This window comes from Paramicrobacterium fandaimingii (genome assembly GCF_011751745.2).
Lineage (GTDB): Bacteria > Actinomycetota > Actinomycetes > Actinomycetales > Microbacteriaceae > Paramicrobacterium > Paramicrobacterium fandaimingii.
Map to the genome: position 1 here is coordinate 1787853 of NZ_CP061170.1, position 25868 is coordinate 1813720.

Sequence of the window (25868 nt, forward strand, 5' to 3'; positions counted from 1 at the left end):
CACAGAGAAATGGCTCGGTGCCCCGCACAACTGCGGGGCACCGAGCCATTTGCCTCAGCGGGGTTACGCCAGAGCCCTGATGATGCCGATGGGCGTGCTCTGATGCTTCTGACCAAGCGGGTTGTCTTTCAAGACACGCACCATATGATCGTCGCCGGCGTGGCCGCGAGTATTGCCGAGGATGTTTCCCCCGAGATCGTTGATGTCGACGATCATCACATCGACTCGGCCCCCGAGTGCTGACTTGAGCACCTGGGCGACCTCGTCCGGGCGCTCGGGCCCGAGGACGACGTGGGAGTTGTACGGTGGAATGGTGTGGCTCGTCGGGCCGTCAATGGCGCGTGCTTTTTCTCCGGCGACGCGATAGAAGTCGCCAGAGCGTTTCAGCAGCTTTGAGACGACAGAGACGGCCGCAGCGAGCAGGATGCGGGGTGTTCCGCACTCGCGCAGCGCCATCTCCATGGTCTCCGGCATTCCGAGCCCAATTCCATAGGAAGTCTTGGTGACGTACTTCGACAGAATGCGCGCAAGCGGCCGCGGGGCGATGGAACTCACCGGGTAGGCTCGCCCCTGCGTGATCGCGACGATCTTCTCTGTGACAAAGACGACGTCACCGTCTTCGACGTACTCTCGCGCGAACGTCGATACGACCTCGACGATGTCGTCGTCAGCGCCCACCAGACGGGTCTTCACCGGAATACGCTGGTAACGGACGCTGTCGACTGTCGTCTCGAGAGTCTTGCCTTCATTGGCCTCTGCGGGCATGCCCCTGCCTTTCGTGAAAAACGGTGGAGACCGGGTTCTTCTATTCGAGATAGTCCCGAAGGGACTGCGACCGGCTGGGGTGACGCAGCTTTGCCATCGTCTTTGACTCTATCTGGCGAATGCGCTCGCGCGTCACGCCGAATGTGTCGCCGATCTGGTCGAGAGTCTTCGGCATCCCGTCGCCAAGGCCGAACCGCATGCGAATCACACCCGCCTCGCGCTCAGAGAGCGAGTCGAGCAGAGACTCGAGCTGCTTCTGAAGCATCGTGAAGCCGACGGCGTCGGCCGGCACAACGGCCTCCGTGTCTTCGATCAGATCACCGAACTCGCTATCGCCGTCTTCGCCAAGCGGGGTGTGGAGCGAAATGGGCTCACGCCCGTACTTCTGCACCTCGACGACCTTCTCAGGCGTCATGTCGAGCTCCTTGCTGAGCTCTTCAGGCGTCGGCTCGCGTCCAAGGTCTTGCAGCATCTGACGCTGAACGCGTGCGAGCTTGTTGATGACCTCGACCATGTGCACGGGAATGCGGATCGTTCGGGCCTGGTCCGCCATTGCCCTGGTGATCGCCTGGCGAATCCACCACGTTGCGTAGGTCGAGAACTTGAAGCCCTTCGTGTAGTCGAACTTCTCGACGGCTCGGATCAGACCGAGGTTCCCCTCCTGAATCAGATCGAGAAACTGCATTCCCCGACCCGTGTATCGCTTGGCAAGCGACACGACGAGACGCAGGTTTGCCCCGAGGAGATGACTCTTCGCGCGCTGACCATCACGCGAGACCCACTGAAGTTCACGCCCGAGCTTCTGCCGCTTCTCGGCATCCGTCATGGGGCTCAACTTGTCTTCGGCGAACAGGCCGGCTTCGATGCGCATCGCGAGCTCAACCTCTTCGGCGGCGTTGAGCAGCGGAACCTTGCCGATCTGCTTCAGGTAGTCCTTGACAGGGTCTGCCGTTGCGCCCGTGATGATTGTCGAGTAGACGGGCATTTCGTCTTCATCGTCGCCCTGTGAGAGAACGAGCGCGCCCTTTGGCAGCGGCTCGTCTTTGGCCGTCGAGCGCTTTTGCGGGGCCTGGTCATCGACCGCTGCGTCCGCTGTCGACTCATCCGCCACCGCTTCGGCGACGGGGTCGACTGACTTCTTTTTGCGCGTTGTCGTCTTGGTTGCAGCTGCCTTCTTCGCTGGTGCGGACGCCGCGCTCTTCGTTGCGGACTTCGCGGCGGTCTTCGACTTCGTCGCGGCCGCAGCCGACTTCTTCGCCTGTGTGGCTGCTGTGACGTCGGCCTCTTGCGTGGCGTCCGTTTTCTGTGCAGGCTTGCTTGCCATGCGAGCACCCTTTCGGTCCGTGGCGCACCAGTTATGGTGCAGAATCACCGACGTGTATCGATTTCGGACAGTACTAAGACCCATGTCAAGTCCCGCGCCCGCATCGTGAAATGCAGGCAGGGACACAATGGGTCCATTTCTCATTATGTCATGGATTTGCATCACCCTGTGACACACCGCGGTCACCCGCGGTTTCCACGCATCCTTCTGACCAGTGCAACCCAGAGAGGGGCCACTTTTATTCCTTCAGCCTCGGCCAGCGCTGACCGGGTTGTCCGCCTGGCAAGGAAGAGCATCACCACGCCGCCGCCAATCACCACGTACTGAACGAGGAAGGCGATCTTAAAGGACGCGAGGGAGTATGTCTGCTCGGGCGACGTTGCTTCAGGACTCAGCAGATCAAGAATGAAACCGATGACGAACATCATCGTGAAGCTCGCCAAAAACCCGCCGACGTTGACGATGCCGTTCGCTGAGCCGAGCGCTCGACTGTGATTGAAGGTGCGCGCGAAGTCGAACCCGATGAGCGAGCCGGGGCCGCCGACGCCGAGCGCGACAAGAAGCACGATGAGCAGCCACATCGGCGGCTGCCCCGGCCACGCCAGAAAAGCGGTCCATGCGACGCCCATGACCGAGACGATCGTGAGAACAAGGTTGCTGCGACGCAGAGGGAACCGAGCCGTGAGGATGCCGAGGATCGGCCCGAAGACGACGCCGGAGAACACAATGACGAGCAAGAGGGCCGCCGCAGTCGATTCCGAGAGATGGAGCGCGTAGACCATGAAGGGGAACCCCCAGAGCAGGGAAAAGACGGTTCCACTCGACTGCGTTGTGAAGTGGGCCCAGAAGCCGAGTCTGGTGCCTGGGCGTTTCAGAGAGTCGAGAAGAATGTCGAGAGAGCTTCCCCAGGTGCGGCGAACCGGCCCCGTGCTGTCACTGGCGGGGCGATCCGAGATGCAGATGAGAACGCCAATCAGCATGAGGATGCAGAGAGAAGCGGCCGCGAGGTAGGCGCTCTCCCAGCCGATCGTGTTGAGCAGCAGGGCAAACGGCAGAGCCGAGAGCACCTGCCCGAACTGCCCGATATTCCCTGTCCATTGGCTGAGTGACGGCACAATCGGTCCGCTGAACCAATAGTTCACGAGTCGGAGAACTGAGACGAAGATTCCTGCGTCGCCGATTCCCACGCACACTCGACCGAGTGCCGCGATCGAGAGGTCGGGGGCGATCGCGAGCACCGCTTGCCCGATGCTGATCAGAACGAGGCCGATGATGAGCAGCCGACGTGGCCCCCATCTGTCGATGAGCAGACCAATCGGAATCTGCATGGCGGCGTAGACGACAAGCTGCACCACAGCGAGAGAAGAGAGCGCTGCCGCCGTGATGTCGAATCTCTCGACAGCAGCTACTCCGGATACCCCGAGAGTGCTGCGTTGAAGGATCGCGACGACGTACGCCGAGACACCGACGACGAAAACGATCCAGGAGCGACGAGAGTTCACTCCAGAGATGCTAGCCGTCGTCAGCGGTTCGGTGCGTCGCTGTCACCGTCTGATGCGCGCCGTCCGGCAAGATAGCGCTCAAGTTCCGCAGCAATATCGTCGGCGGACGGCAGGTTGTGCTCGTCCATCGTGAGCGGAGGGCGCTGCTCGGTGCCTTCCATGTACGTGTCGTATCGCGCTTCGAGTGACGAGACCAGCTTATGCAATTCGCCATTCTCAGCGACCTGCTCGTCGACGCGGGTGATGAACTGGCGTCCATCTTCGCGAAGCTCGTCGCTCGGAAAGACAAGTCCGGATGCTGCCGTGTACAGCTCAAGCGCGGTGAGTGCCGCCGCGGGGTACTCGGTCTCGGTCAGATAGTGCGGAATCAGAAGAGCGAAACCTGTCACCGGAAGGTCGTTCTCTTGAAGTCGATATTCCAAGAGGTGCAACACATTGGCTGGCACCTGCGTTGACGGGCGCCAAATCGACAGCGACTCAATCAGCTCTTCTCGATTGCCGCTGACGGCGGCGCCGAGCGGTCGCGTATGCGGAACCGGCATCGGAATGCCGTGAACCCACGTTGTGTGACTGACGTCGAAACGCTCAATCAAACCCATCACCGTCTGGGTGAAGGATTCCCAGCGAAAATCAGGTTCATACCCGGTCAGTAGGAGGAAGGGTCGGCGCAGTTCGTCGTACGCAAGCGAGAGCGCGAGGCGAGAGGGTTCGTAGTTCGTCAGATGGTCGTGCTCAAACTGGATGATGGGGCGTCGGGCCCGATAGTCCAGAAGTTGGTCATTGTCGAAGATCGCGACATCGTCGTAGCTGAGGCTGTCGCGCAGATACGTCACAGCTTGCGCAATTGTGCTTCCGGCATCGGAAAAGCCGGTAAGGCCAATGACCAGCGGCAGTCCCGCGGGGACGGCGGATGCCGACTCCGTGAAACGAACGAGGTCTTCAGGGATGCTCATGCCTCCATGCTATTCGGGCACCGGTCCTTCGCGGCCGTTCCCTGTCGTGCCCAGAGCGAACGTCCGCGCCGATACCATGAATACATGAGCAAAATCTCTCTTGATTTCGAAACTGAGTCCTCCCCAACGACTGAATCTGACATCACGGTGATCGGTGCCATCTCAACGTCGGACGGGCCGCGACTTCATGCCGTCGAAGGATTTGAGAGCCTCTCGGGACTGCTGAAGAAGCTCGGCGTGAGTGGATCCGCTGACGCGCTGTCTCGCGTCGTCGTCCCCGATTCTCCATCCACTGTGGTCGCTGTCGTGGGCCTCGGGCGAGAAGTGACGACCGATGCGCTCCGGGCGGCGGCAGGAGCGGCCGTGCGGCAGCTTGCTGGCACAGCATCCGTTCGCTTCGCTTTTCCGCTGACCGATCACGTCGACGTGATCGCTGTGGCAGAGGGCGCCGCGCTCGGGGCGTACGCATACACGCAGGAAAAGGGGAAGAGTGAACGATCGAACCCCGTCGAGACCGTAACGATCGTCGCCCCAGAACCCCTCACTGCCGATGAAGCGAAGCGTGTGGCAGAGACGGCCCGCGCCGTGCATCTTGTTCGCGACCTCGGCAATACCTCCGCGTCAGTGCTCACGCCAGAGGTCTTTGCAGACACAGCGCTGGACGAGGCGTCGGATCTGCCCATCACAACCCGCGTCTGGGATGTCGCTCAGCTCGAATCAGAGGGCTTCGGGGGCATTCTCGGCGTCGGACGCGGCTCAGAACGCGGCCCACGACTTGTGAAGCTCGATTACTTCCCCGAGGGTGCGACACGTCACATTGCGATCGTCGGTAAGGGAATCACGTTCGACACGGGCGGACTCTCGCTCAAACCGGCAAGCGGAATGATGGGCATGAAATACGACATGCTCGGCGCCGCGACGGCACTGGCAACCATCACAGCGGCCGCACGACTGGGCACCTCCACGCGCATCACCGCGTGGCTGTGCCTCGCCGAAAACATGCCGTCTGGATCGGCGACCCGGCCTGGCGACGTTCTGAAGATGTACGGCGGGCGCACGGTCGAGGTCACAAACACTGACGCGGAGGGGCGGCTAGTGATGGCCGATGGCCTTGTCGCAGCGAGTGAAGAGAATCCCGATCTCATCATTGACGTCGCAACGCTCACGGGCGCCGCCGTCGTCGCTCTCGGCAAGCGGTACACGGGCGTCATGGGGAACGACGAGAGCGCGACGGACGTTGTCAACGTCGCCGATGGCATCGGCGAGAAATTCTGGCGGATGCCGCTTCCCAGCGAACTTCGGTCGGCGCTCGACTCTGACGTTGCCGATCTGGTGAACGCGAATCTTTCGCGCCGCGAAGGCGGAATGCTCGTCGCGGGCCACTTCCTGTCGGAGTTCGTCGGCAATCGGGCCGACACTGACCAGCAGATTTCCTGGGTCCACCTTGACATCGCCGGCCCTGGTGACAATGGGACGTCCACCTACGGATACAACGGCAAGGGTGCGACCGGCGTCACCGTACGAACTCTTCTCACGCTAGCCGAGCGGCATGCTGGCGCGTAGTAAGGTCGAAGAGGCGCTTCAGCGCAACCGAACGGTCGCTCGCTGCACACCGGCGTGCGATCGAAACCGCATCAACAATCGGCAAAGGGAGAAGCTCAGTGTCGGAGCAGAATTTTGACATCGTCGTACTCGGCGGCGGAAGTGGCGGATACGCAGCGGCGCTCCGAGCGAGCGAGCTCGGATTCTCTGTCGCACTGATCGAGAAGGACAAGGTCGGCGGCACCTGTCTTCACCGCGGGTGCATCCCGACGAAGGCGTTGCTGCATGCGGCCGAGATCGCCGAGAACGCGCGTGACTCCGCGAAGTTCGGAGTAAAGACCTCCTTCGAGGGGATCGACATCGAGGGCGTGACGAAGTACCGCGAGGGAATCGTCGCCAAGAAGTACAAGGGCCTTCAGGGGCTCGTGAAGGCTCGCAAGGTCACCACGATCGAGGGTGAGGGCCGTCTCACCTCACCGACGACCGTTCAGGTTGGCGACACGACAGTCACGGGCAAGAACGTGATTCTCGCGACGGGCTCATACAGTCGTTCGCTTCCCGGCCTCGAAATCGGCGGCCGTGTGATCACAAGCGAAGGGGCTCTGTCGCTCGACTACGTTCCCAAGAAGGTAGCGGTGCTCGGCGGTGGGGTGATTGGCGTGGAGTTCGCGAGTGTCTGGCGTTCATTTGGCGCCGACGTCACCATCATCGAGGCGCTTCCTCATCTGGTTCCCAATGAGGACGAGGCGATCAGCAAGCTTCTTGAGCGTCAGTTCCGTCGCCGCGGAATCGACTACAAGATCGGCATCAAGTTCAAGAGTGTCGAGCAGGACGACAATGGCGTCACGGTCACTCTCGAGAACGACGACACGATTGACGCCGACGTGCTTCTTGTTGCTGTCGGACGCGGCCCCGTCACAGAGGGGCTCGGCTATGACGAGGTCGGTGTCGAGATGGACCGCGGCTTCGTCCTGACCAACGACCGCCTCGAGACGAACGTGTCGGGCGTATACGCTGTTGGCGACATTGTGCCTGGTCTTCAGCTCGCGCACCGCGGGTTCCAGCAGGGAATCTTCGTTGCCGAAGAGATCGCCGGTCAGAACCCGGTCGTCATTCCCGACTCGCACATCCCCAAGGTGACATACTCCGACCCGGAGGTCGCATCTGTTGGGCTCTCCGAGGCCAAGGCGAAAGAGGAGTATGGCGACGACAAGGTGACGGCATACGACTACAACCTGGCAGGCAACGGGAAGAGCGAGATCCTCGACACAAGCGGCCTGATCAAGGTCGTCCGCGTCAACGACGGCCCGGTCGTCGGCGTGCACATGATCGGGGCTCGCGTCGGCGAACTCATCGCAGAGGGCCAGCTCGCTGTGAACTGGGAGGCCTACCCCGAAGATGTTGCCCCGCTGATTCACGCACACCCGACACAGAACGAGGCCCTTGGCGAAGCATTCCTCGCGCTCGCGGGCAAGCCTCTGCACGCGCTCTGATCGTTACGCTAGGAGTAGGAATTGCTTTCAAAGGAGACTAGGTCATGAGCGAAACGGTCAATCTTCCGGCACTCGGTGACAGTGTCACTGAAGGGACCATCACCCGGTGGCTGAAGAACGTCGGTGATCACGTCGAGATCGATGAGCCGCTGCTCGAGGTCTCGACAGACAAGGTCGACACGGAAATTCCCTCCCCCGTCGCCGGAGTGCTTGAAGAGATCTTTGCGGCAGAGGACGACACGATCGATGTCGGAGCGCCGCTCGCCACGGTTGGGGACGGCTCCGGAGCATCCAGCTCTGACGCCCCTGCCGAGCCTGCTTCGGAGAAAACGGCAGAATCAGCAGCTCCTGCTCCGGCCACGGAGGCAGAATCTGAGCCCGAGCCCGAGCCAGAAACCGAGGCGCAGGCTGAATCTGAGCCCGAGCCAGAAGCCGAGGCGCAGGCAGAACCAGAGCCTCAGCCTGCGGAATCGGCAACTCCGGCCAGCGCCGACGAGTCCGCTGCGGACTCGCCAACTGAGTCTGAGGATGCCGCTCCTGACGCATCCGCTGCTCCGTCGACCAAACCCGCAGAGCCCGCGAGTGCCTCGTCACCGTCTGAACCCATCGATGTGACGGGCAACGCGGGATACGTCACACCGTTGGTGCGTCGTCTGGCCAACCAACACGACGTCGACCTCTCCACGGTCAAGGGAACGGGTGTCGGAGGGCGCGTCCGCAAGGAAGACGTGCTTGACGCTGCGGATCGCGCCGGTGCTCAGGCTGCTGAGCCGAAGGCGCACGCTGCAGTGTCTGACCTTCGGGGCACCTCGCAGCCGATGACACGCCTTCGCAAGGTTGCCGCTGAGCAGGCAGTCTCTTCGCGACAGACCACGGCTCAGGTGACGACGGTGATCGAGGTCGACGCCACCTCGATCGCAGATCTGATCGAGCGCGTGCAAGACGCGTTCACGACAAAGACAGGAAAGGCTCTCGACTTCGTTCCGTTCTTTGCCAAGGCCGCAACGCAGGCACTTCAGGCGCATCCGATCATCAATGCGACGGTCGATGGGGATCAGATTGTCTACCCTGGCGCCGAGAATCTCGGCGTCGCCGTCGACACCGATCGGGGGCTGCTCAGCCCCGTCATCAAGAACGCGGCCGATCTTGATGTCGCCGGCCTCGCATCGGCAATTGACGATCTCGCTGAGCGCACGCGATCCAACGGCCTCAAGCCGGATGAATTGTCGGGCGGTACATTTACGATCGCAAGCTCAGAGGCACGCGGTGCTCTTCTCGAGACGCCGATTGTGTTCCTGCCGCAGTCTGCATCGCTCAGCAGCGGAACACTGACAAAGCGCGTCGCCGTTGTCGACGCGGGTGGAGTTGACGCCTTCGCCATCCGTTCCATGGTCTACCTCTCGCTCTCATACGATCAGCGCATCATCGACAGCACGGATGCGTCCCGCTTCCTTGACTCGGTGAGACACAGTCTCGAGAACGATGATTTCGAAGGGCAGCTCGGCCTCTAAAAGTCGAACACATCTCGAATCAGCCAGCCGGTCTCCGTTTTCACCAGCAAGACGGAGACCGGCTGTTTTGCGCCGGGGCTGTCACTGCTCCTCACGACAACGACGACGGCTCCCCCTCTGTCTTGCTGCGTAGCGAGTGTTCGCTGCGATTCGTCGAGGCTGAGCACAGGAAATGGATCCGGCTTGCCTGATCTGGCGGCCGATTTATCTGCAGAAAGGGCGGGCGACGTCGGCTCATAGACAGAGGCGAGGCACGCTGATGGCGCATTGCCCGCAAGACACGACGAGCGGCCCGCGAGCAGCGCAGTGAGAGCCTGGGCTGGTGCCAAAGAAGGCGAGACAGCGGGCACCGGCTCGACAGTTGTCTCTGCCGTTGTCTCGTGAGGCTCCTCTGCCGACGAAGGCTGAGGGATCAACCACAGCGCGCCAGCGACGGTTGCGACGAAAACGAGAGCGACGACGAGAATGAGGTTGCGGCGCCGCGTTGTGCTCGCGACGGCCGTGAACAGCCGTTTAACTGGTGCAATCAGAATGGGAAGAGAGAACGAGAGCTCCCCCTCAAGGAGGCGTGTCAGCGTCGAATCCTGCGCTCTTTCTCGGAGCGAGGACGCTCGACGCGCATCGGCACCACGTTGTCTCACCGGTTCTGGTTCGCGTCCGACGGCGAACGGGAGCGGTTCTGCCAGTGCAAAAATTCTGCACTCGAGGTCGGCGTAGAGATCCGCGGCTGGTTTGCTTTCGCGAGAAAGCTGGTTCTGCAGCCACCCCGTGATGTCAGAAGCCCCGCGCCCCCGCGAACCCTCATCGCTGTGACCGAGGGTGGCTGTGATCAGATGGGCGAGGCCTTCTAAATCGGAACGGATGCTGCTCGGGGTCGCGGGCATGCCGCCGTCGGCTCCAACCAGCACGGGCCGCCCGTCAGCCCCAAACCGGACATGAGCGACGTCGACGGCGCCATGGGCAATGTCCTTCGCATGAAGATCACGCAGAGCGTTTACGAGCGGGGCGGCTAGGGTGACGACCGACCCAGCCGCAATATGCCCTCCGCCTTCCAGTTGCTGACTGAGCCGGTTTCCGAGCCGTTCGCAGATAAGGACTGGATCACCGGAGGGACTCACCCCGGCATCCCGCGCGCGCTGGAGATGCGGGCTCGGAACCTGAGCGCCGAGCTGCAGCTCGGCGTGTGCACGCGCCGGTCCTTCCGCCCCGGAGAATGTGCGGAGAACGACGTGGTCGCCCTGCGCAGCGCGTGCAAGAAACCCGTGAGTGCGTTCGCCCGTGTGCACACGCCTCAGCACGTGGAACCCGCAGATCTCGCCGTCAACCCGCGCGCGCTGCGCAGTCGCATTCGTCATGGTCTCGTCAGTCCGCGTCATAAATCGAGTGTCGTGTTTTTCGCCGCGTCTGTGGCCCCTACCGCGTTTCACTGTGAGTAAACGATGCGTGATGATGCGCTGTGGGCGAAAGATCGACGTTCTCTCGTCCCGCGGGGACAAAACGGGTCTTCCGTGTGTCGTATCCTTGATGTCATGGCACGAGAGTCAAAACGCGCAAAATCTTCGAAGGAACCTGGCCGCCTCAAGCAGATGTGGCAAGTCTTCCAGATGACGCGCCGCTACGATTCGATGGCGCAATGGTGGATGCTGCTTGGCCTGGTGATCGGCGTGGCTGCCGGAGTGCTGCTCGGGGTATTCCTCGCGGGCGGCAACGTCTTCATGATGATCATGTGGATTCTCTCCGGCCTGTTGGCGGGACTGCTCTCGGCCATGATCATTCTTGGTCGGCGTGCAGAGAAAGCCGCATATAGCCAGATCAGCGGTCAGGCGGGCGCCGTTGGCGCCGTGTTCAAGAGTTCGCTTCCCCGTGGCTGGGCTGGCAGCGAAATGCCCGTGAACGTGAACGGTCGAACGCAAGACGCCATTTACCGAGCGGTCGGGCGCGGCGGCGTTGCGCTTGTTGCCGAAGGACCAGAATCACGCACCAAGCGCATGCTCGATGATGAGCGTCGCAAGGTGAAGCGTGTTCTTCCAAACGTTCCCATCTCGGTATTCCAGGTCGGTCCAGATGAGGGATCGATTCCGTTGTACAGGCTTTCGAAGTCGATGCGCAAGGTCAAGCGTGAGCTGACGAAGGCAGAGGTTCTCGCCGTGACGAATCGGCTGGGCTCTCTGAACAGCCAGCTGCCTATTCCAAAGGGCGTTGACCCGTACAAGGTGCGTCCGCAGCGCGCACGGTAGGCGATCAACCCCGAAGAAGCACCGTTGCGGCGATCTTGTCGTGAAAGCCACGCTGGTCTGAGTCCCAGACAAGCATCGGAAGAACGAGGCAGAGAAGAATCGTTCGCACGATCGGCCGCCAGAATCCGATATACCCGCCGGAGAGCGGAGCCAGTCGCATGCCGCACAGTCGGTGGCCGATGCTCCCACCGATCGTCGGAATGAAGACGATGTGCAACAACGCGAAAACGGCAGGAATCGTCGCGGGATGCTGCGCAACGGCGGTCAGGGACGGGAAAGCCACGGCCAGGCCAGAGACGATCACCGAGGCAATTGCCCAATCGATGATCACGCCAAGCAGCCGCCGCCCGAAGCGGGCAATGCTGCCGTGACCCTCGCGAGGAAGACCGAGCCGTTCTCCGGGATATTCGCTCGGAGCAAGATCTCCGAAAGTCTGACCGGGTATGTTGGAAGATGGCACCAAGCCATTCTAGCTGTGCCGCACTAACGAAACATCGTGGAAACATGAGCGATATCGTCGAGAAATCGCCCAGCTCTATGGTGGTTTCGTTGCATCGTGCAGCTTGATCAGAGTCAGACATCTGGAGTGACCCACATGTTCAGTACCCCCTCGGAAGTTCTCGAATTCATCACGGATACCGACGTCAAGTTCGTCGACATCCGTTTCACGGACCTCCCGGGGGTGCAGCAGCACTTCAACATTCCGGCGTCCACTGTTGACGAGGAATTCTTCACCGTGGGCCAACTGTTCGACGGCTCGTCGATTCGTGGTTTCGCAAGCATCCATGAATCTGACATGCAGCTCATCCCTGACGTCACCACCGCGTATGTCGATCCGTTCCGTCGCGAGCGGACTCTCATTCTGATCTTTGACATCTACAATCCGCGCACCGGCGAGATCTATTCGAAAGACCCGCGTCAGGTCGCGAAGAAGGCAGAAAAGTACCTGACGTCAACGGGCATCGCAGACACGGCGTTCTTTGCCCCGGAGGCAGAGTTCTACATCTTCGACGACGTTCGCTACTCCGTGACCGAGAATTCAGCGTTCCACAGCGTCGATTCCAGCGAAGGCGCATGGAACTCCGGGCGCGAGGAAGTCGGCGGAAACCTGGCAAACAAGACGCCATTCAAGGGCGGGTACTTTCCGGTCAGCCCCGTTGACCAGCATGCAGACCTGCGCGACGACATCTGCATTAAGCTCACAGACGTCGGTCTCGAGCTCGAACGAAGCCACCACGAGGTGGGGACAGCAGGCCAGGGCGAGATCAACTACCGCTTCGACACGATGGTGCACTCAGCAGACGACATTCTGAAGTTCAAGTACATCGTCAAGAACACCGCAACGCAGTGGGGCAAGACGGCGACGTTCATGCCGAAGCCGCTCTATGGCGACAACGGCTCGGGCATGCACACGCATCAGTCGCTCTGGAACGGCGGCACCCCGCTGTTCTATGACGAGAACGGGTATGGAGGGCTCTCGGATGTTGCTCGCTGGTACATCGGCGGCCTGCTCGCTCACGCCCCGGCCGTGCTGGCATTCACGAACCCGACTGTGAATTCCTACCACCGCCTCGTCCCCGGCTTCGAAGCGCCCGTGAACCTCGTGTATTCGGCGGGGAACCGATCGGCATCCATTCGCATTCCCATTACGGGAACGAACGCCAAGGCGAAGCGAATTGAGTTTCGTGCTCCGGATGCGTCGGGCAACCCCTATCTTGCCTTTGCCGCTCAGCTCATGGCCGGGCTCGACGGCATCAAGAACCGCATTGAGCCGATGGAACCGATTGACAAAGACCTCTACGAACTGCCACCGGAAGAGGCGAAGGGCATCCCCCAGGTTCCGGCATCGCTCGGGGCTGCTCTCGAAGCTCTCGAAGCCGACCACGACTTCCTTCTCGAAGGTGGCGTGTTCACACGCGAGCTCATTGACACGTGGATCGACTACAAGCGAGAGTACGAGCTGAAGCCTCTTGCGCTGCGGCCGCACCCCTACGAGTTCGAGCTGTACTACGGCGTATAGCGTCAGCACGCAGCAGAAGGGCCAGGCGACGCGATGTCGTCTGGCCCTTCCGCAGTGGTGTGACGATCAGAACGCACGCGTGTGTGGAATATCTGGTCGGCCGTAAAAGGATTGCTCGAAAACTCGTCGCGCCCGGCGGGTGATGGCGAAGTAGTCTTCTTCAAGCGATGCGGCAGAGCCAGGCGGGTAATCGAGAATTCGAGCGATGCCCTCGAGCTGCCTGCGTTCGATCGGCAGAACGTCAGTTGTGCGGTTGAGCCACAGTGTCATTGCGGAACGAGCGCGAGACGAGAAAATCCACGCCTCTCTCAGCTGGTCCGCGTCGTCTGCCTTGATGAGGTCGTGTTCTGCCGCGACACCGAGTGCGGCAAGAGTCGATGTCGTCTGCAATTCCGGGATGCTGTTCGCGTATTGCAGCTGGATAAGCTGAACGAACCATTCGACGTCACTGAGCGATCCCCTGCCGAGCTTCACATGACGTAGAGGATCAGCGCCGCGGGGCAACCGCTCGTTTTCTACGCGCGCTTTGATTCTCTTGACTTCGCGCACGTCGTGCTCGCTGATGTGAGCCGGGTATCGAATGGTGTCGGCAAGCGCGATGAACTCCGAGACGAGACCGTCATCGCCAGCAACGCCCCGTGCGCGAAGCAGGGCCTGTGCCTCCCACGTCAGAGACCAGCGACCGTAATAGCTGCGATACGACTCGAGCGACCGAACGACGGGGCCGTTCTTGCCCTCGGGCCGGAGATCGACGTCGAGATCGAGAGGGAGCACAGGGTCATCGGTGAGCCTGGTGAGCTCAGACACGTATTTCTGGGCGACCGCTTGAGCCTTCTCTGTTTCGGCTGTGAGAGGCCGAAACACATAGACGACATCGGTATCGGAGCCGAAGCCCAGTTCCGCTCCCCCGAACCGACCCATGCCAATCACCGCGAATTCAAGGAGCTCGCCCCCGGGAACTGTCGATCTGATCTGTCGAAGCACGCCCTGCAGCGTCGCATCCGTGACATCGGCGAGTGCGGGCCCAAGCTCAGTGACGCCGTCGATGTCGAGAACTGCTCCAAGGGCCAATCGAAGTATTTCGCGACGACGAACACGAAGAACGGCCTTCGTTGCGCGTTCGAGCGATTCGTGGCGGGAGAATATCGCCTGCATCTCGGCGCGCAGCGCAGCGAGCCCGACGGGCCGAAGCTCACGGTCTTTCTCAAGCCAGGCAGACGATTCGGGAAATGCCGCGAGGAGCTCCCCGACGTACCGTGAACTCGACAGCACGCGAGTGAGTCTCTCGGCCACCATCGACGAGTCACGCAGCATGCGTAAGAACCAGTGGGTGGACCCGAGTGCGTCACTCAATCGACGGAACGCCAGAAGGCCATAGTCCGGGTCGGTGCCCTCGGCAAACCACCGGAGCATGACGGGCAGCAGATGTCGCTGGATCGTCGCTCGTCTCGACACGCCAGCGGTGAGCGCAGCGATATGTGCCAGGGCCCCCCTCGGATCGCGAAAGCCAATTGCCGTGAGTCGGGCCTTCGCCTGGTCTGTGCTGAGCGCCAGTTCGTCTTCGGGCAACGACGCGACCGCGCTGAGCAGGGGGCGATAGAAGAGACGTTCGTGGAGCTCGCGCACGTCGTGTTTTGTCTTCTCCCATGTGCGAACCAAGCCGGCGGCGCCACCTGGCCTTCGGGTGGCGCGAGCAAGAACACGGAGGCTCTCTTCATCACGCGGCATCAAGTGCGTACGCCGCAGCCGCACGAGCTGCAATCGGTGTTCGAGAACGCGTAGGTAGGTATACGCCTCGGCGAAGTCAGCGGACTCCTGTCGACCGATATAGCCGGCGTCTGACAGCGCCGTGAGCGCGGAGAGCGTTCCACGCTGGCGAACGCTCTCGTCCGTCTGCCCGTGCACGAGTTGCAGGAGCTGCACGGTGAATTCCACGTCGCGCAATCCACCAGGTCCGAGCTTTATCTGGCGTTGCACCTCATCTGACGGAATGTTCGCCGTCACTCGGCCGCGCATCGCCTGCACCGACTCGACGAAGTCTTCACGGTGCGCTGTCGCCCAGACAAGCGGTGACAGCGCATCAACATAGTCGTTTCCCAAGTCGATGTCGCCTGCCAGGGGTCGCGCTTTGAGCAGCGCCTGAAACTCCCAGCTCTTCGCCCAACGCTCGTAGTAGGTGACGTGTGATTCACGAGTGCGGACGAGCGCACCGTCTTTACCTTCAGGGCGCAGATTCGGGTCGACTTCCCACAGGCCGGGTTCGCTGTCGGGCTCGTCGATGATCCTCTGAATCTGCATAGCGAGCCGCGTAGCCACGTCGACGGCTCGGCTCTGACTGAGATCTCCCTCGGCCTCAGCCACATAGATCACATCGACGTCACTGACATAGTTCAGTTCCCGTGCGCCGGCCTTCCCCATGCCGATCACCGCGAAACGCGTGCGCTCAACGTCGGCGCGAGGAAAAAGCGGGTTTCCGACGGGCGGATCGCACAGCCGCGTGCGTGCAATGGTGAGAGCTGCCTCGAGCGCCGCGGCGGCAGCGTCTGCGAGGTAGCTCGTCACGCTGTCGAGTACATCGGTGGGGTCATCTGCGGTGAGGTCGACGATGACGATTCGCGCAAGGATGCGTCGGTACCGCTCTCGGAGGAGGCAGGCAGCGGCGTCATCGGCCGATTCGGCGAAGCCATTTCTCACGCCGAGCGCAGCGAACAGGTCATCCCGCATCTCTGAGGCCGTCGGCATCGGAACGTCGGTGAGAGAGGTGACGTCGAGATGCTCAGGATGTCTCAGGAAGAACTCAGCGAGACCGCCTGACGCACCAACCAGCCGCACGAGGGCTTCGCGCTGGCCTCGCGCATCCCAGCATCCTTTGACCGAGCCTGGATGCGCACGTTCCACATCGATGAGGTGGTTCAGCGCAGCATCCGGATCGGCGGCAAATCTGAACTCGGGAGAGATCTCGTCTGCGGGGATGCCCAGGAGCTCGCTGAGCTCCGTCAGTGATTGTCGCGCCTCCGTGAGCCGTGAGAAGCCCACACGAGCAAGCCCGCTGAGCGCAGATTGATCACGTTGAGCCATGGAGGCTCACAGGGCTGTCAGATTCGTGCGCAGCTCATAGGGAGTGACCTGAGCGCGATAGTCGTACCACTCCTGCCGCTTATTGAGCATGAAATAGTCGTAGACCTGCGAACCGAGAGTTTCGGCGACGAGTTCAGACTGCTCCATGTATTGCACGGCGTGATCGAGGTTTGACGGCAGCGGCTCATAACCCAGAGCCCTGCGCTCGGCGTCAGACAGACTCCAGACGTTATTCTCCGCCTCGGGTGGGAGCTCGTAGCCCTCCTCGATTCCCTTCAGCCCTGCGGCGAGCATGAGGGAGAATGCAAGGTACGGATTGCACGCCGAGTCGATTCCGCGATATTCGACGCGAGAGCTCTGCCCCTTGTGCGGCTTGTACATCGGCACCCGGATGAGAGCAGAGCGATTGTTATGTCCCCATGTGACAAAGCTCGGTGCCTCGTCGCCGCCCCAGATTCGCTTGTACGAATTCACAAATTGGTTGGTGACGGCGGTGATCTCTTGAGCGTGCGTCAGCAGGCCGGCGATGAACTGACGGCCGACCTTCGACAGCTGGTACTGGGCGCCAGCTTCGTAGAACGCGTTGGTATCGCCCTCGAAGAGTGACATATGCGTGTGCATTCCCGAACCGGGTTGCCCTGACATCGGCTTCGGCATGAACGTGGCGTGCACGCCCTGCTCGATGGCGACCTCTTTGACGACCGTGCGGAACGTCATGATGTTGTCGGCCGTCGTCAGCGCATCTGCATACCTCAGGTCGATCTCGTTCTGCCCAGGGCCGCCTTCGTGATGGCTGTACTCGACAGAGATGCCGATGTCTTCAAGCATCGTGACGGCCCGGCGCCGGAAGTCGTGTGCGGTTCCTCCCGGAACGTTGTCGAAGTACCCCGCGTCGTCGACGGGCACGGGGCCGCCGTCGACGATCGCCGTCGACTTCATGAGGTAGAACTCCACCTCTGGGTGCGTGTAGAACGTGAAGCCGAGGTCTTTTGCCTTTTCGAGGGTGCGCTTCAGCACATGTCGAGGATCCGCGGCAGCTGGCTGCCCGTCGGGCGTCGTGAGATCGCAGAACATGCGGGCTGTCGGATCAATCTCACCTCTCCACGGCAGCACTTGGAACGTGCCGGGGTCGGGCAGCGAGAGCAGATCAGACTCATAGCTCCGCGTGAAGCCCTCAATCGCCGAGCCGTCAAAGCCGAGGCCCTCGGCGAATGCCCCCTCCACTTCGGCGGGAGCGATGGCGACGGACTTGAGGGTTCCGACGACGTCGGTAAACCAGAGCCGGACGAACTTGATTCCGCGCTCCTCGATCGTGCGAAGAACGAAGTCCTGCTGCTTGTCCATCCACTCCCCTTTCGACGGCCATGGCGGCACGTTCCCAGGCTAGTCGGTGAAGGGGTCTCCCGTGCACGAACGGAGTGCGTTCATCGCTCGGATTCTTCCTCTTCTTCCCACTTGCGACTGTTCTCGGCAAGTCGCTCGAGCGCGTGCGATGCTTCGTCCGGCGTGTCAAACGGACCAACCCTGTCAACCGAGGGCGAGACGTACCCGTGCTCCACCTCGCCGGACTTGAGGTTGTACCAATACTTCTTCGACGGGTCGTCAATCATTGATGCTCCCTTGCGCTCACTTAGAATCGAGTGTATGCCCAAGGATTCCCACGGTCATCTCATTCCCGGTCGCGTCGGCCCGCTCCGCACGGTTCCGATCTCGATACCTCGTCCCGAGTATGTCGGGAAGAGGTCTCCGGCGGCTCCTTCCGGCAATGACACCTACACAGACGAGCAGATTCAGCGGATTCGCACGTCGAGCACGATCGCCGCTCAAGCGATAGCGAGAGTCGGAGAGCGCATTATTCCTGGTGTGACGACCGACGAGTTGGATCGCATCGGACACGAATTTCTCATCGAGCACGATGCTTACCCGTCGACCCTCGGCTATCGCGGGTACCCGAAGTCTCTGTGCAGCTCGCTCAACGAGGTGATTTGCCATGGGATCCCTGACGACACGGTTCTCGAGTCCGGCGACATCATCAACATCGACATCACCGCATTTCACCAGGGAATGCACGGCGATACGAATCGCACGTTCATTGTCGGAGATGCGCCGCAGGAGGCTCGAGACCTCGTCGAGCGAACGGAAGAGGCTCTGCGTCGTGGAATCAAGGCTGTCGCCCCCGGTCGCGAGGTGAATGTCATCGGCCGTGCCATCGAGTCGTATGCGAAACGCTACGGGTACGGGGTTGTGCGCGACTTCACCGGACACGGCGTCGGCGAGGCCTTCCACTCGGGTCTGATCATTCCCCACTACGATTCGGCGCCCGAGCACAGCACGATCATGCAGCCCGGAATGGTTTTCACAATTGAGCCGATGCTGACCCTCGGGGATGTCGCCTGGGATCTTTGGGCGGATGACTGGACAGTGACGACGAAGGATAAGTCGCTGACAGCCCAGTTTGAGCACACGCTCGTTGTGACCGAACGCGGTGCCGAGGTGCTCACACTCCCCTGAGGAGCGGTAATCTGGTGGCATGAGCTCGCACGACAGTGACGTTGCAATTGGCATCGACATCGGTGGCACCGGAATCAAAGGAGCATCCGTTAATGTGCGCACGGGTACCTTGATCAGCGATCGCATTAAGGTTCCGACACCTCCGGGCGCACGCCCCGATGATGTGATCGACGCAGTGTGCACTCTCGTCGATCAGCTCTCGCATAACGACATCGAGCACGCGCCGCTTGGCGTCGCCTTTCCCGCCGTCGTCAAACACGGAATGACGATGTCTGCCGCCAATGTTTCTGATGACTGGATCGGCCTCGAGGCAGAGAAGCTCTTCGAAAAGGCGCTTTCCCGCGACATCAGCTTTCTCAACGATGCGGATGCCGCAGGCCTCGCCGAGCTTCGCTATGGAGCCGCTCGAGACGTGGACGGTGTGACGTTGATGACGACGCTCGGAACCGGAATCGGAACGGCGATTCTTTCTGACGGCGTTCTCGTTCCCAACGTCGAATTGGGACACATCGAAATTGGCGGGCACGATGCCGAGACCATCACCTCGAATGCTGTTCGCGATCGAGAAGACCTGTCGTGGAAGTCGTGGGCGAAACGGCTCCAACGGTATTACAGTGCATGCGAGATCTATCTGTCGCCTGATCTCATTGTCGTCGGCGGCGGGGTATCGAAACACCACGAGAGCTTTCTTCCGCTCCTCGACCTCACCGCACCGATCGTTCCCGCACAGCTGCGGAACAACGCCGGCATTCTCGGCGCTGCGGCGCGAGCATCCGAAATGCACCCGACGTTAGTGTGAACGGGCCGACTGGTACGCCGGGTTCTGTCTAGGCGCACGCGCCCTGGACGGCCATCTCTCTCGGGGACGTGTTGCCACGGCCCTCTAGCGGTCTACCCGGGAACGAGACGAGCAGCCTCATGGTTCCCTGTCTGACCTTGCTCCGGGCGAGGTTTACCGAGCCATCCGAGTCACCCCGGATGCTGGTGGTCTCTTACACCACCCTTTCACCCTTACCGCCGGCCGGAGCCGGAGGCGGTCTGCTCTCTGTTGCACTGTCTCGCGAGTTGCCTCGGGTGGGTGTTACCCACCACCCTGCTCTGTGGAGCCCGGACGTTCCTCGGCACCGTTACCGGTGACGCGACCGTCTTGTCGACCCGTTCACCGTTCTATCGTAGCCTGCTCACCAGAGTCCAGATTCCTCGGTGCGCACGACGATGCAATTGCATTCGGGACAGCGAACGACATCGTCGAGAGCGGCTGCGCGAATGGTAGCAAGGTCTTGGCCTGTCAGGCTCATCGTGCAGCCGCCGCACGTGCCCGCTCTGAAGAGGGCGGCGCCGATTCCGGTCTTCGCTCGCTGCTTCTCGTAGGCCTCCAGCAACTCGGCATCGAGCTTTTCCGTGAGCACATGGCGCGTTCCGGCGAGCGTTCCGCGCTGCTCGGCGATGTCGTCGAGCGCCGTCTGCCTCTGTGCACGGATGTCGGCGATGCGTGCATCAATCTCGACACCCTCCGCGCGCGTTGCGTCGGCTACCCCGCGCGCGTCTTCGACCGTTTGCATCACATCAAGCTGCTGCTCTTCGAGAACCGCGGTGCGTCCACGAAGCGACTCAAGCTCTGATTCGAGCGCGGTGACGTCTTTCACCGACGAGGTCTGCTGCAGTCGCTTATCGTCTCGCTGCATCCGAGCCGACACCGTTGCGGCGTCTGATTCAAGACGGCCGAGATCGGCCTCGGCATCTTCGACAGCGCCAACCTCTGTCGCGAGACGACTGACAATGCCATCCCGCTCAGCCGCGGCCTCCTGGAGCAGGGCGCTCTCAGGCAGGTTCTTCTCGCGGTGCATGAGTCGATCGAGGCTCGAATCGGTCTGCTGAAGCTCAAGAAGCTTCTTCTGCTCGGCATTCGGTGCTTTCACGTGTGTCTCTTTCGTCAGGCGTTGTGGACCGAGAAGTCCCACGGGTCGGTGCGCGATTCGCTCACTCGAACATCGAGTGACGGAAAGCGTGCTGTGAGCTGTGCTGCGACGTTGTCGAGCCAGAGGGATTCTGCCGCCCAGTGCGACACATCGATGAGCGCCGGTCCGTCTGTGAGCAGCGCCTGCTCGCGCGCTTCAGACGCAGGGTGATGTCTGAGATCGCTCGTCACGTACACATCAGCCGATGTCACTGCCGGGTGGCTCAGCAGGGAGTCCCCCGCACCACCGCAGATCGCGACTCGGTGCACGGATGCCGCTGGGGCTCCCGCAACGCGCACACCACTGACCGTCTTCGGCAAGACATCGGCGACACGCGCAGCAAATTCTTCAAGCGTGAGCGGGTGCGTCAGATCTCCGACGCGCCCCAGCCCGCCGATGCCGTTGCGTGCGGACGTGATCGGTTCGCTGTCGATGATCCCCAGAGCATTTGCCAGGGCGGAGGACGTGCCACCATCGACGACGTCAGCGTTGGTGTGAGCAGCGAGCAGTGCACAATTGCCGCGGATCAGGCGAGAGAGAACGTGCCCCTTGTACTGATCCGCAGCGATGCTTGTGACGCCCCGCATCAGAAGCGGGTGGTGCACGAGCAGCAGCTGAGCGTTCGCGGCGATCGCCTCATCAACTGTTGCGCCGACGGCATCAACAGCGAGAACGACCCGCTCGACGCTGTCATGCGGGTCACCGCTCACCAAACCGGTTGCGTCCCATTCCTCCGCGCCGGAATGCGGCCACAGGTCTTCGGCGGCGGCGAGAATCTCTGATAATAAAGCAGCCACGACGCAAGCCTACGCGACCAGAAGGGCCCGTGCGTCGAGGCTGCTTCAACAGCAGCTCCCTCTGACAAAATGAGCCGGTGCGTGGAATTCTTGAACAACTGTGGTGGCGGCTCATCTCAATCGTCGGAGTCGTGGTCACGATGCTCATCTGGTGGCCCATCAGAGATCTTCTGATCGGCTGGCTTGAACCGTGGGCGGGGTGGGGACTGACACATGGGCTCAACGGTGTGCTGGGCTTCGCCTCGAACGCGAATCCACTCGGAGTTCTCGGCGGCCTCGCGATTCTGCTGATTTCCGTCACGCTTGCTTCAATCCCGATACTCGTGTTTATCGTCTTGTGGACCCGCATTCTTTCCCACGAGATTGAGCGCGCCCGTCAGGTCGAGCTCTGGATTGCGGTGGGTGCTGGGGTGCTTGTGGTTGGAACGGCAGTGATTGGCTGGATCGACGGAGGCCGAGGCAACGCGACGCTCGATGCCGCATGGGCGGTGAGCGTCGTCACGCTCGTCTGGGCATTCGGCATGCTTGTCTCCCTGAAGCTCCGAGGCCTCGCAGAGCGCTCGAACATCCTGATCGTGCTTCTTGCTCTCGTTGCGCTCGGCATTGCTCTCGGCCTCACCCTTGTGCCTGTGATCCTCTGACGTCGTGGCGAGACGACCACCTGGCTGCGCTATGGGCGCACTCGACCCCCTTGGGACGAACACCTAGGCTGGGTGCACACTGCACAATGAGGGGGCTGAAGTGGCCGAGACGTCGGTACCCGAGATCATGGCCGAACTCGCTAAGCTCGAGAACCCGAAGATGCGGGCGGTGAACGAACGGCACGGTGACGATCACGGGGTAAATCTCAGCGCGCTCAGAGCAATTGCCACGCGACTGAAGAAACAGCACGACGTCGCCCGTGCGCTGTGGGCGACGAACGACACGGCCGCCATGCTGTTGAGCACTCTGATTTGTCGCCCAAAGGAGTTTGACAGAGAAGAACTCGACAGGATGCTGCGCGCTGCACGTGCGCCGAAAGTTCAAGACTGGCTTGTGAACTATGTCGTGAAGAAGTCGTCGTCTGCAGAGGATCTTCGGGTGCTCTGGGTTGCCGACCCTCATCCGAATGTCGCGAGCGCGGGGTGGGCGTTGACCTCCGACCGAGTTGCGAAGAAGCCAGAGGGACTCGATCTTGCTTCCCTCCTCGACGTCATCGAGAAGAATATGAAGGATGCCCCCGAACGACTCCAGTGGGCGATGAACACCTGTCTTGCCCAGATCGGAATCGTGCATCCGGAACATCGCGGCCGCGCGGTGTCGATCGGTGAGCGTCTCGAGGTCTTGAAGAACTACCCGACTCCCCCGAACTGCACGTCGCCCTATGCACCAACCTGGATCGCCGAGATGGTGAGGCGGCAGAAGTCATGACGACACGCGTCCCGCGGTCTGACGGGCACCAGCGGATCAGGACTGGGTCGCCCTGACAAGTGGGAGAAATACCGTGTCAACAATGTCGACGATGGTGTCCTCTGAGATGCGTCCGAGATTCATGATGAGTTCGTGACGAAAGAGGTCAAAGGGCAGAGACGCGACTCGCGCCGGTGGCGTGGACGAGATCTCGCCGCGGTCCATCGCGCGCTCGATGATACGGGGCATCGCGAGTGCACGGTCTCCGAGTAGTCGCGTACGCAGCTGTGCGGGCGTTGTGTCCAAGTCGTCAAAATAGGCGCCAAGCATCATGCTGAGTACCGCAGCTGCGCTTTCGCCAAACCGATTCGCAGCGACAAGGAGCTCGATGACGTCTCCGCGGAGGGAACCCGTGTCGGCGACGTCCGGCGGCGTTCCGAGGTAGCGGTGAGCGAGTACCGCAAGCATGAGCGACTCTTTGTCCGGCCACCGTCGATACAAGGCAGCCTTGCCCGTCTTTGCCCGTTCCGCGACCGTCTCGAACGCAAAGCCCGGGTAGCCTCCCTCAAGAAGCTGTTCCCACCCGGCGTTGAGTATTGCGTCTTCCAGCGCCGCGCCGCGTCGCCTCGTTGTCGTCATGCCCACCCCATTAGGTCCGCTTGCGTTCCTTATTCTACCCATCTAGCATAGTGAACGCATACGTTCCCTATGGAGGTGCAATGACTGACACCCTGCCGACGACAACGTCGCCGACGCAATCAACCGGAAAACTGCTCACGGCGCTGATCGTCGGCGGCATCACGGCAATTTTCGATACGACAATCGTGGCGATTGGTCTCCACACGCTCACCGAGCGGTTGGATGCTCCGATATCGACAATTCAATGGGTCAGCACCGGGTATCTGCTCGCCCTTGCTGTCGCGATCCCCTTTGTGAGCTGGGCGCAGGAAAAGTTTGGCGGAAAGCGGTTGTGGTTGTTCGCCCTCGGCCTTTTTGTTCTCGGCTCGATACTGTGCGCGTGCGCATGGAACGCAGAATCCCTCATCGCCTTCCGTATCGTGCAGGGTCTTGGCGGCGGAATCATGTTTCCGCTGATGCAGACGCTGGCCATGCAGAATGTCGCACCGACGGCGATGGCGCGCACGATGGCTGTCGTGGGTCTGCCGATCGCCCTCGGACCTATTCTCGGTCCGGTTCTTGGCGGAATCGTGCTGCACTGGCTCGACTGGCAATGGCTCTTCCTCATCAACGTTCCACTGGGAGTAGCCGGCCTCATCCTCGCCGCTATCGTCATCAACGCCGATCACCCACACCGAGGAACGACGTCTCAACGCCTCGATCTCGCTGGTGCCGCACTTCTCGTTCCTGCGCTTGCCGGATTGCTCTATGGGCTGTCGAACGTACATGCCGAGGGCGGACTCAGCAGGATAGACGTGTTTCTTCCCTGTGTCGCCGGCGTCGTGCTGCTTGTCGCATTCGTCGGCTGGGCGATTCGGCGCGCTGGAACTGCGCTTATCGACGTGCGTTTGCTTGCGCAGCGCTCGGTCCGCGCCTCGTCGATCACACTGTCCTTTCTTGGCGCAACGCTGTTCGCAAGCACATTCCTGCTCCCCCTGTATTTTCAGTCTCTGCGCGGTGCCGACGTCCTTACTGCCGCGGTGCTGCTCATTCCGCAGGGCGTGGGAACGCTCCTTGCCCGGCTCATCGCGGGAAAGCTCGTCGATGCGCTCGGCGCTCGGCTTGTTGCCGTCGTCGGTTTCCTGATCATCGCCGCCGCCACGATCCCGTTCGCCCTCGCGGATGCGAACGCCAGCGTATGGCTGCTCGGCATCACCCTCTTCATACGAGGTTTCGGGCTTGGCGTGGTGTTGATTCCGGTGATGACCGTTGCCTACATTGATATCCGAAAGGATCAGATGCCCCATGCATCCGCCATCACTCGCATCGTTCAGCAGCTCGGGGGCGCATTCGGAACGGCCCTCGTCGCGGTGGTCCTCTCCGCTATAACTGCCCAAGCCGATGCGCAGTCGGGCTTTCAGACGACGTTCTGGTGGACCATCGCCATCACGATCGCGGCCGCTATCGCTTCGCTTCTTCTCCCGTCGCGAGAGAAAAACCAGTGAAATGTGGGCCCTACCGGGATCGAACCGATGACATCCACGGTGTAAACGTGGCGCTCTACCAGCTGAGCTAAAGGCCCTCATCGCCGAGGCGACGTGTCAATGATAGCGGTTCATTCGACATCCTCGAACATCGACAGGGCCTGGGCGTACATCGCCGTTGTGCGCGCTCGATCGGCAGGGGTCGAGAAAACCGAGACGACCGTCCCCCGCTCATCAATCGCGATGCTCGTCCGAGTAGCGCGCCCTGTCTCCGCATCGAATGCGTGGAAACGATCCGCGACAGCACCGTGGGGCCAGAAATCAGAGAGCAGACGAAACGGCGCGCCGATGGCATCCGTCCATGTCCTCAGCGCAAACATCGAATCCACCGAAATGCCGATCACCTCGGTGCGCGCCGATGCGAAGAGCGGCTGGTCATCAACGAGCTGTTCAAGCTCGCTCGCGCAGATGCCGGAGAACGCAAGCGGGAGAAACACAAACATCAGTCGTCGGCCCCGCAAGCTCTCCAGCGTCACTGATCTTCCGTGCTGATCGACGAGGTCGAAGACTGGCGCAGCATCGCCGACAGAAAGCATCCTTCTCAGCCTTTCACTTGGCGTACTCGCCCAAGGCTATCGGGTGGCATAGTTAGGCTGAGTGGTCGATGGCCGCTATTGCCCATTACC

Annotated in this window: 23 protein-coding genes, 1 tRNA gene and 1 other RNA gene; 10 read left to right on the plus strand and 15 right to left on the minus strand. The window is 61.4% G+C overall.

Annotated elements, in window-relative coordinates; all coding sequences use genetic code 11:
• Window positions 1–63: 63 nt before the first annotated feature.
• The 4 genes from HCR84_RS08675 to HCR84_RS08690 form a co-directional block, all read right to left on the minus strand.
• A complete protein-coding gene (locus HCR84_RS08675; protein WP_166983672.1) occupies window positions 64–765 on the minus strand; it encodes a coenzyme F420-0:L-glutamate ligase in 702 nt (233 codons plus the stop codon).
• A 40-nt stretch (window positions 766–805) separates the two neighbouring features.
• Window positions 806–2089 (minus strand): RNA polymerase sigma factor, encoded by a 1284-nt coding sequence (locus HCR84_RS08680; RefSeq protein WP_166983673.1) that lies wholly within the window; start codon window positions 2087–2089, stop codon window positions 806–808.
• A 182-nt stretch (window positions 2090–2271) separates the two neighbouring features.
• Window positions 2272–3591, minus strand: a complete 1320-nt coding sequence (locus HCR84_RS08685) for an MFS transporter (RefSeq protein ID WP_166983674.1) — start codon at window positions 3589–3591, stop codon at window positions 2272–2274.
• Window positions 3592–3611: 20 nt separating this feature from the next.
• Window positions 3612–4544 carry a proteasome assembly chaperone family protein gene (locus HCR84_RS08690; RefSeq protein WP_166983675.1) on the minus strand — a complete coding sequence of 311 codons (933 nt, stop codon included), beginning with the start codon at window positions 4542–4544 and terminating at the stop codon, window positions 3612–3614.
• An 84-nt stretch (window positions 4545–4628) separates the two neighbouring features.
• Between HCR84_RS08690 and HCR84_RS08695 the strand changes: the two genes are divergently transcribed.
• From HCR84_RS08695 to HCR84_RS08705, 3 genes are all read left to right on the plus strand, one after another.
• Window positions 4629–6107, plus strand: coding sequence for a leucyl aminopeptidase (locus tag HCR84_RS08695; protein ID WP_166983676.1), 1479 nt, complete (start codon window positions 4629–4631; stop codon window positions 6105–6107).
• 98 nt (window positions 6108–6205) lie between these two features.
• Entirely contained in the window at window positions 6206–7579 is a 1374-nt protein-coding gene (gene lpdA / locus HCR84_RS08700) for a dihydrolipoyl dehydrogenase (protein ID WP_166983677.1), read from the plus strand.
• Window positions 7580–7623: 44 nt separating this feature from the next.
• Window positions 7624–9090 carry a 2-oxo acid dehydrogenase subunit E2 gene (locus HCR84_RS08705; RefSeq protein WP_166983678.1) on the plus strand — a complete coding sequence of 489 codons (1467 nt, stop codon included), beginning with the start codon at window positions 7624–7626 and terminating at the stop codon, window positions 9088–9090.
• Here the strand turns inward: HCR84_RS08705 and HCR84_RS08710 are convergent.
• Window positions 9087–10466 (minus strand): serine/threonine-protein kinase, encoded by a 1380-nt coding sequence (locus HCR84_RS08710; protein ID WP_166983679.1) that lies wholly within the window; start codon window positions 10464–10466, stop codon window positions 9087–9089. The two genes, HCR84_RS08705 and HCR84_RS08710, sit on opposite strands and share 4 nt — an antisense overlap.
• Window positions 10467–10619: 153 nt before the next feature.
• Between HCR84_RS08710 and HCR84_RS08715 the strand changes: the two genes are divergently transcribed.
• Entirely contained in the window at window positions 10620–11327 is a 708-nt protein-coding gene (locus HCR84_RS08715; protein ID WP_166983680.1) for a DUF4191 domain-containing protein, read from the plus strand.
• Window positions 11328–11331: 4 nt separating this feature from the next.
• Here HCR84_RS08715 and HCR84_RS08720 read toward each other — a convergent pair whose 3' ends face one another.
• Window positions 11332–11787: an RDD family protein gene (locus tag HCR84_RS08720; protein ID WP_166983681.1), complete on the minus strand. Its 456-nt coding sequence runs from the start codon at window positions 11785–11787 to the stop codon at window positions 11332–11334.
• A gap of 135 nt (window positions 11788–11922) precedes the next feature.
• Between HCR84_RS08720 and glnA (HCR84_RS08725) the strand changes: the two genes are divergently transcribed.
• Window positions 11923–13347 carry a type I glutamate--ammonia ligase gene (glnA, locus tag HCR84_RS08725; RefSeq protein WP_166983682.1) on the plus strand — a complete coding sequence of 475 codons (1425 nt, stop codon included), beginning with the start codon at window positions 11923–11925 and terminating at the stop codon, window positions 13345–13347.
• Between the two features lie 66 nt (window positions 13348–13413).
• Here the strand turns inward: glnA (HCR84_RS08725) and HCR84_RS08730 are convergent, their stop codons facing one another.
• The 3 genes from HCR84_RS08730 to HCR84_RS08740 form a co-directional block, all read right to left on the minus strand.
• On the minus strand, window positions 13414–16425 hold the full coding sequence (locus tag HCR84_RS08730; protein WP_166983683.1) for a bifunctional [glutamine synthetase] adenylyltransferase/[glutamine synthetase]-adenylyl-L-tyrosine phosphorylase: 3012 nt from the start codon (window positions 16423–16425) through the stop codon (window positions 13414–13416).
• Window positions 16426–16431: 6 nt separating this feature from the next.
• On the minus strand, window positions 16432–17769 hold the full coding sequence (gene glnA / locus HCR84_RS08735; RefSeq protein WP_166983684.1) for a type I glutamate--ammonia ligase: 1338 nt from the start codon (window positions 17767–17769) through the stop codon (window positions 16432–16434).
• 80 nt (window positions 17770–17849) lie between these two features.
• Window positions 17850–18035, minus strand: a complete 186-nt coding sequence (locus HCR84_RS08740; RefSeq protein ID WP_166983685.1) for an SPOR domain-containing protein — start codon at window positions 18033–18035, stop codon at window positions 17850–17852.
• A gap of 34 nt (window positions 18036–18069) precedes the next feature.
• On the opposite strand from HCR84_RS08740, the gene map reads away from it, so the two are divergent.
• Complete coding sequence (gene map / locus HCR84_RS08745) at window positions 18070–18936, plus strand: type I methionyl aminopeptidase (protein WP_166983686.1); 867 nt, start codon at window positions 18070–18072, stop codon at window positions 18934–18936.
• A 19-nt stretch (window positions 18937–18955) separates the two neighbouring features.
• Window positions 18956–19735 carry a polyphosphate--glucose phosphotransferase gene (gene ppgK, locus HCR84_RS08750; protein ID WP_166983687.1) on the plus strand — a complete coding sequence of 260 codons (780 nt, stop codon included), beginning with the start codon at window positions 18956–18958 and terminating at the stop codon, window positions 19733–19735.
• Here the strand turns inward: ppgK and rnpB are convergent.
• The 3 genes from rnpB to HCR84_RS08765 all read right to left on the minus strand — a co-directional run bounded on the left by rnpB (window position 19733) and on the right by HCR84_RS08765 (window position 21691).
• An RNA gene (rnpB, locus tag HCR84_RS08755) (RNase P RNA component class A) lies at window positions 19733–20094 on the minus strand. The two genes, ppgK and rnpB, sit on opposite strands and share 3 nt — an antisense overlap.
• A gap of 23 nt (window positions 20095–20117) precedes the next feature.
• Window positions 20118–20855, minus strand: coding sequence for a zinc ribbon domain-containing protein (locus HCR84_RS08760; protein ID WP_166983688.1), 738 nt, complete (start codon window positions 20853–20855; stop codon window positions 20118–20120).
• Window positions 20856–20869: 14 nt separating this feature from the next.
• Complete coding sequence (locus tag HCR84_RS08765) at window positions 20870–21691, minus strand: Nif3-like dinuclear metal center hexameric protein (protein ID WP_166983689.1); 822 nt, start codon at window positions 21689–21691, stop codon at window positions 20870–20872.
• Between the two features lie 77 nt (window positions 21692–21768).
• Between HCR84_RS08765 and HCR84_RS08770 the strand changes: the two genes are divergently transcribed.
• Both HCR84_RS08770 and HCR84_RS08775 read left to right on the plus strand, forming a co-directional pair.
• Complete coding sequence (locus HCR84_RS08770) at window positions 21769–22332, plus strand: hypothetical protein (RefSeq protein ID WP_166983690.1); 564 nt, start codon at window positions 21769–21771, stop codon at window positions 22330–22332.
• 127 nt (window positions 22333–22459) lie between these two features.
• Window positions 22460–23101, plus strand: a complete 642-nt coding sequence (locus HCR84_RS08775; protein ID WP_166983881.1) for a DNA alkylation repair protein — start codon at window positions 22460–22462, stop codon at window positions 23099–23101.
• A gap of 36 nt (window positions 23102–23137) precedes the next feature.
• Here HCR84_RS08775 and HCR84_RS08780 read toward each other — a convergent pair whose 3' ends face one another.
• A complete protein-coding gene (locus HCR84_RS08780) occupies window positions 23138–23719 on the minus strand; it encodes a TetR/AcrR family transcriptional regulator (protein WP_166983691.1) in 582 nt (193 codons plus the stop codon).
• Window positions 23720–23799: 80 nt separating this feature from the next.
• On the opposite strand from HCR84_RS08780, the gene HCR84_RS08785 reads away from it, so the two are divergent.
• Complete coding sequence (locus tag HCR84_RS08785; RefSeq protein WP_166983692.1) at window positions 23800–25203, plus strand: MDR family MFS transporter; 1404 nt, start codon at window positions 23800–23802, stop codon at window positions 25201–25203.
• Window positions 25204–25207: 4 nt separating this feature from the next.
• Here HCR84_RS08785 and HCR84_RS08790 read toward each other — a convergent pair.
• Both HCR84_RS08790 and HCR84_RS08795 read right to left on the minus strand, forming a co-directional pair.
• A tRNA-Val gene (locus HCR84_RS08790) sits at window positions 25208–25280 on the minus strand.
• 33 nt (window positions 25281–25313) lie between these two features.
• On the minus strand, window positions 25314–25778 hold the full coding sequence (locus HCR84_RS08795) for a redoxin domain-containing protein (protein WP_166983693.1): 465 nt from the start codon (window positions 25776–25778) through the stop codon (window positions 25314–25316).
• Window positions 25779–25868: the final 90 nt, after the last annotated feature.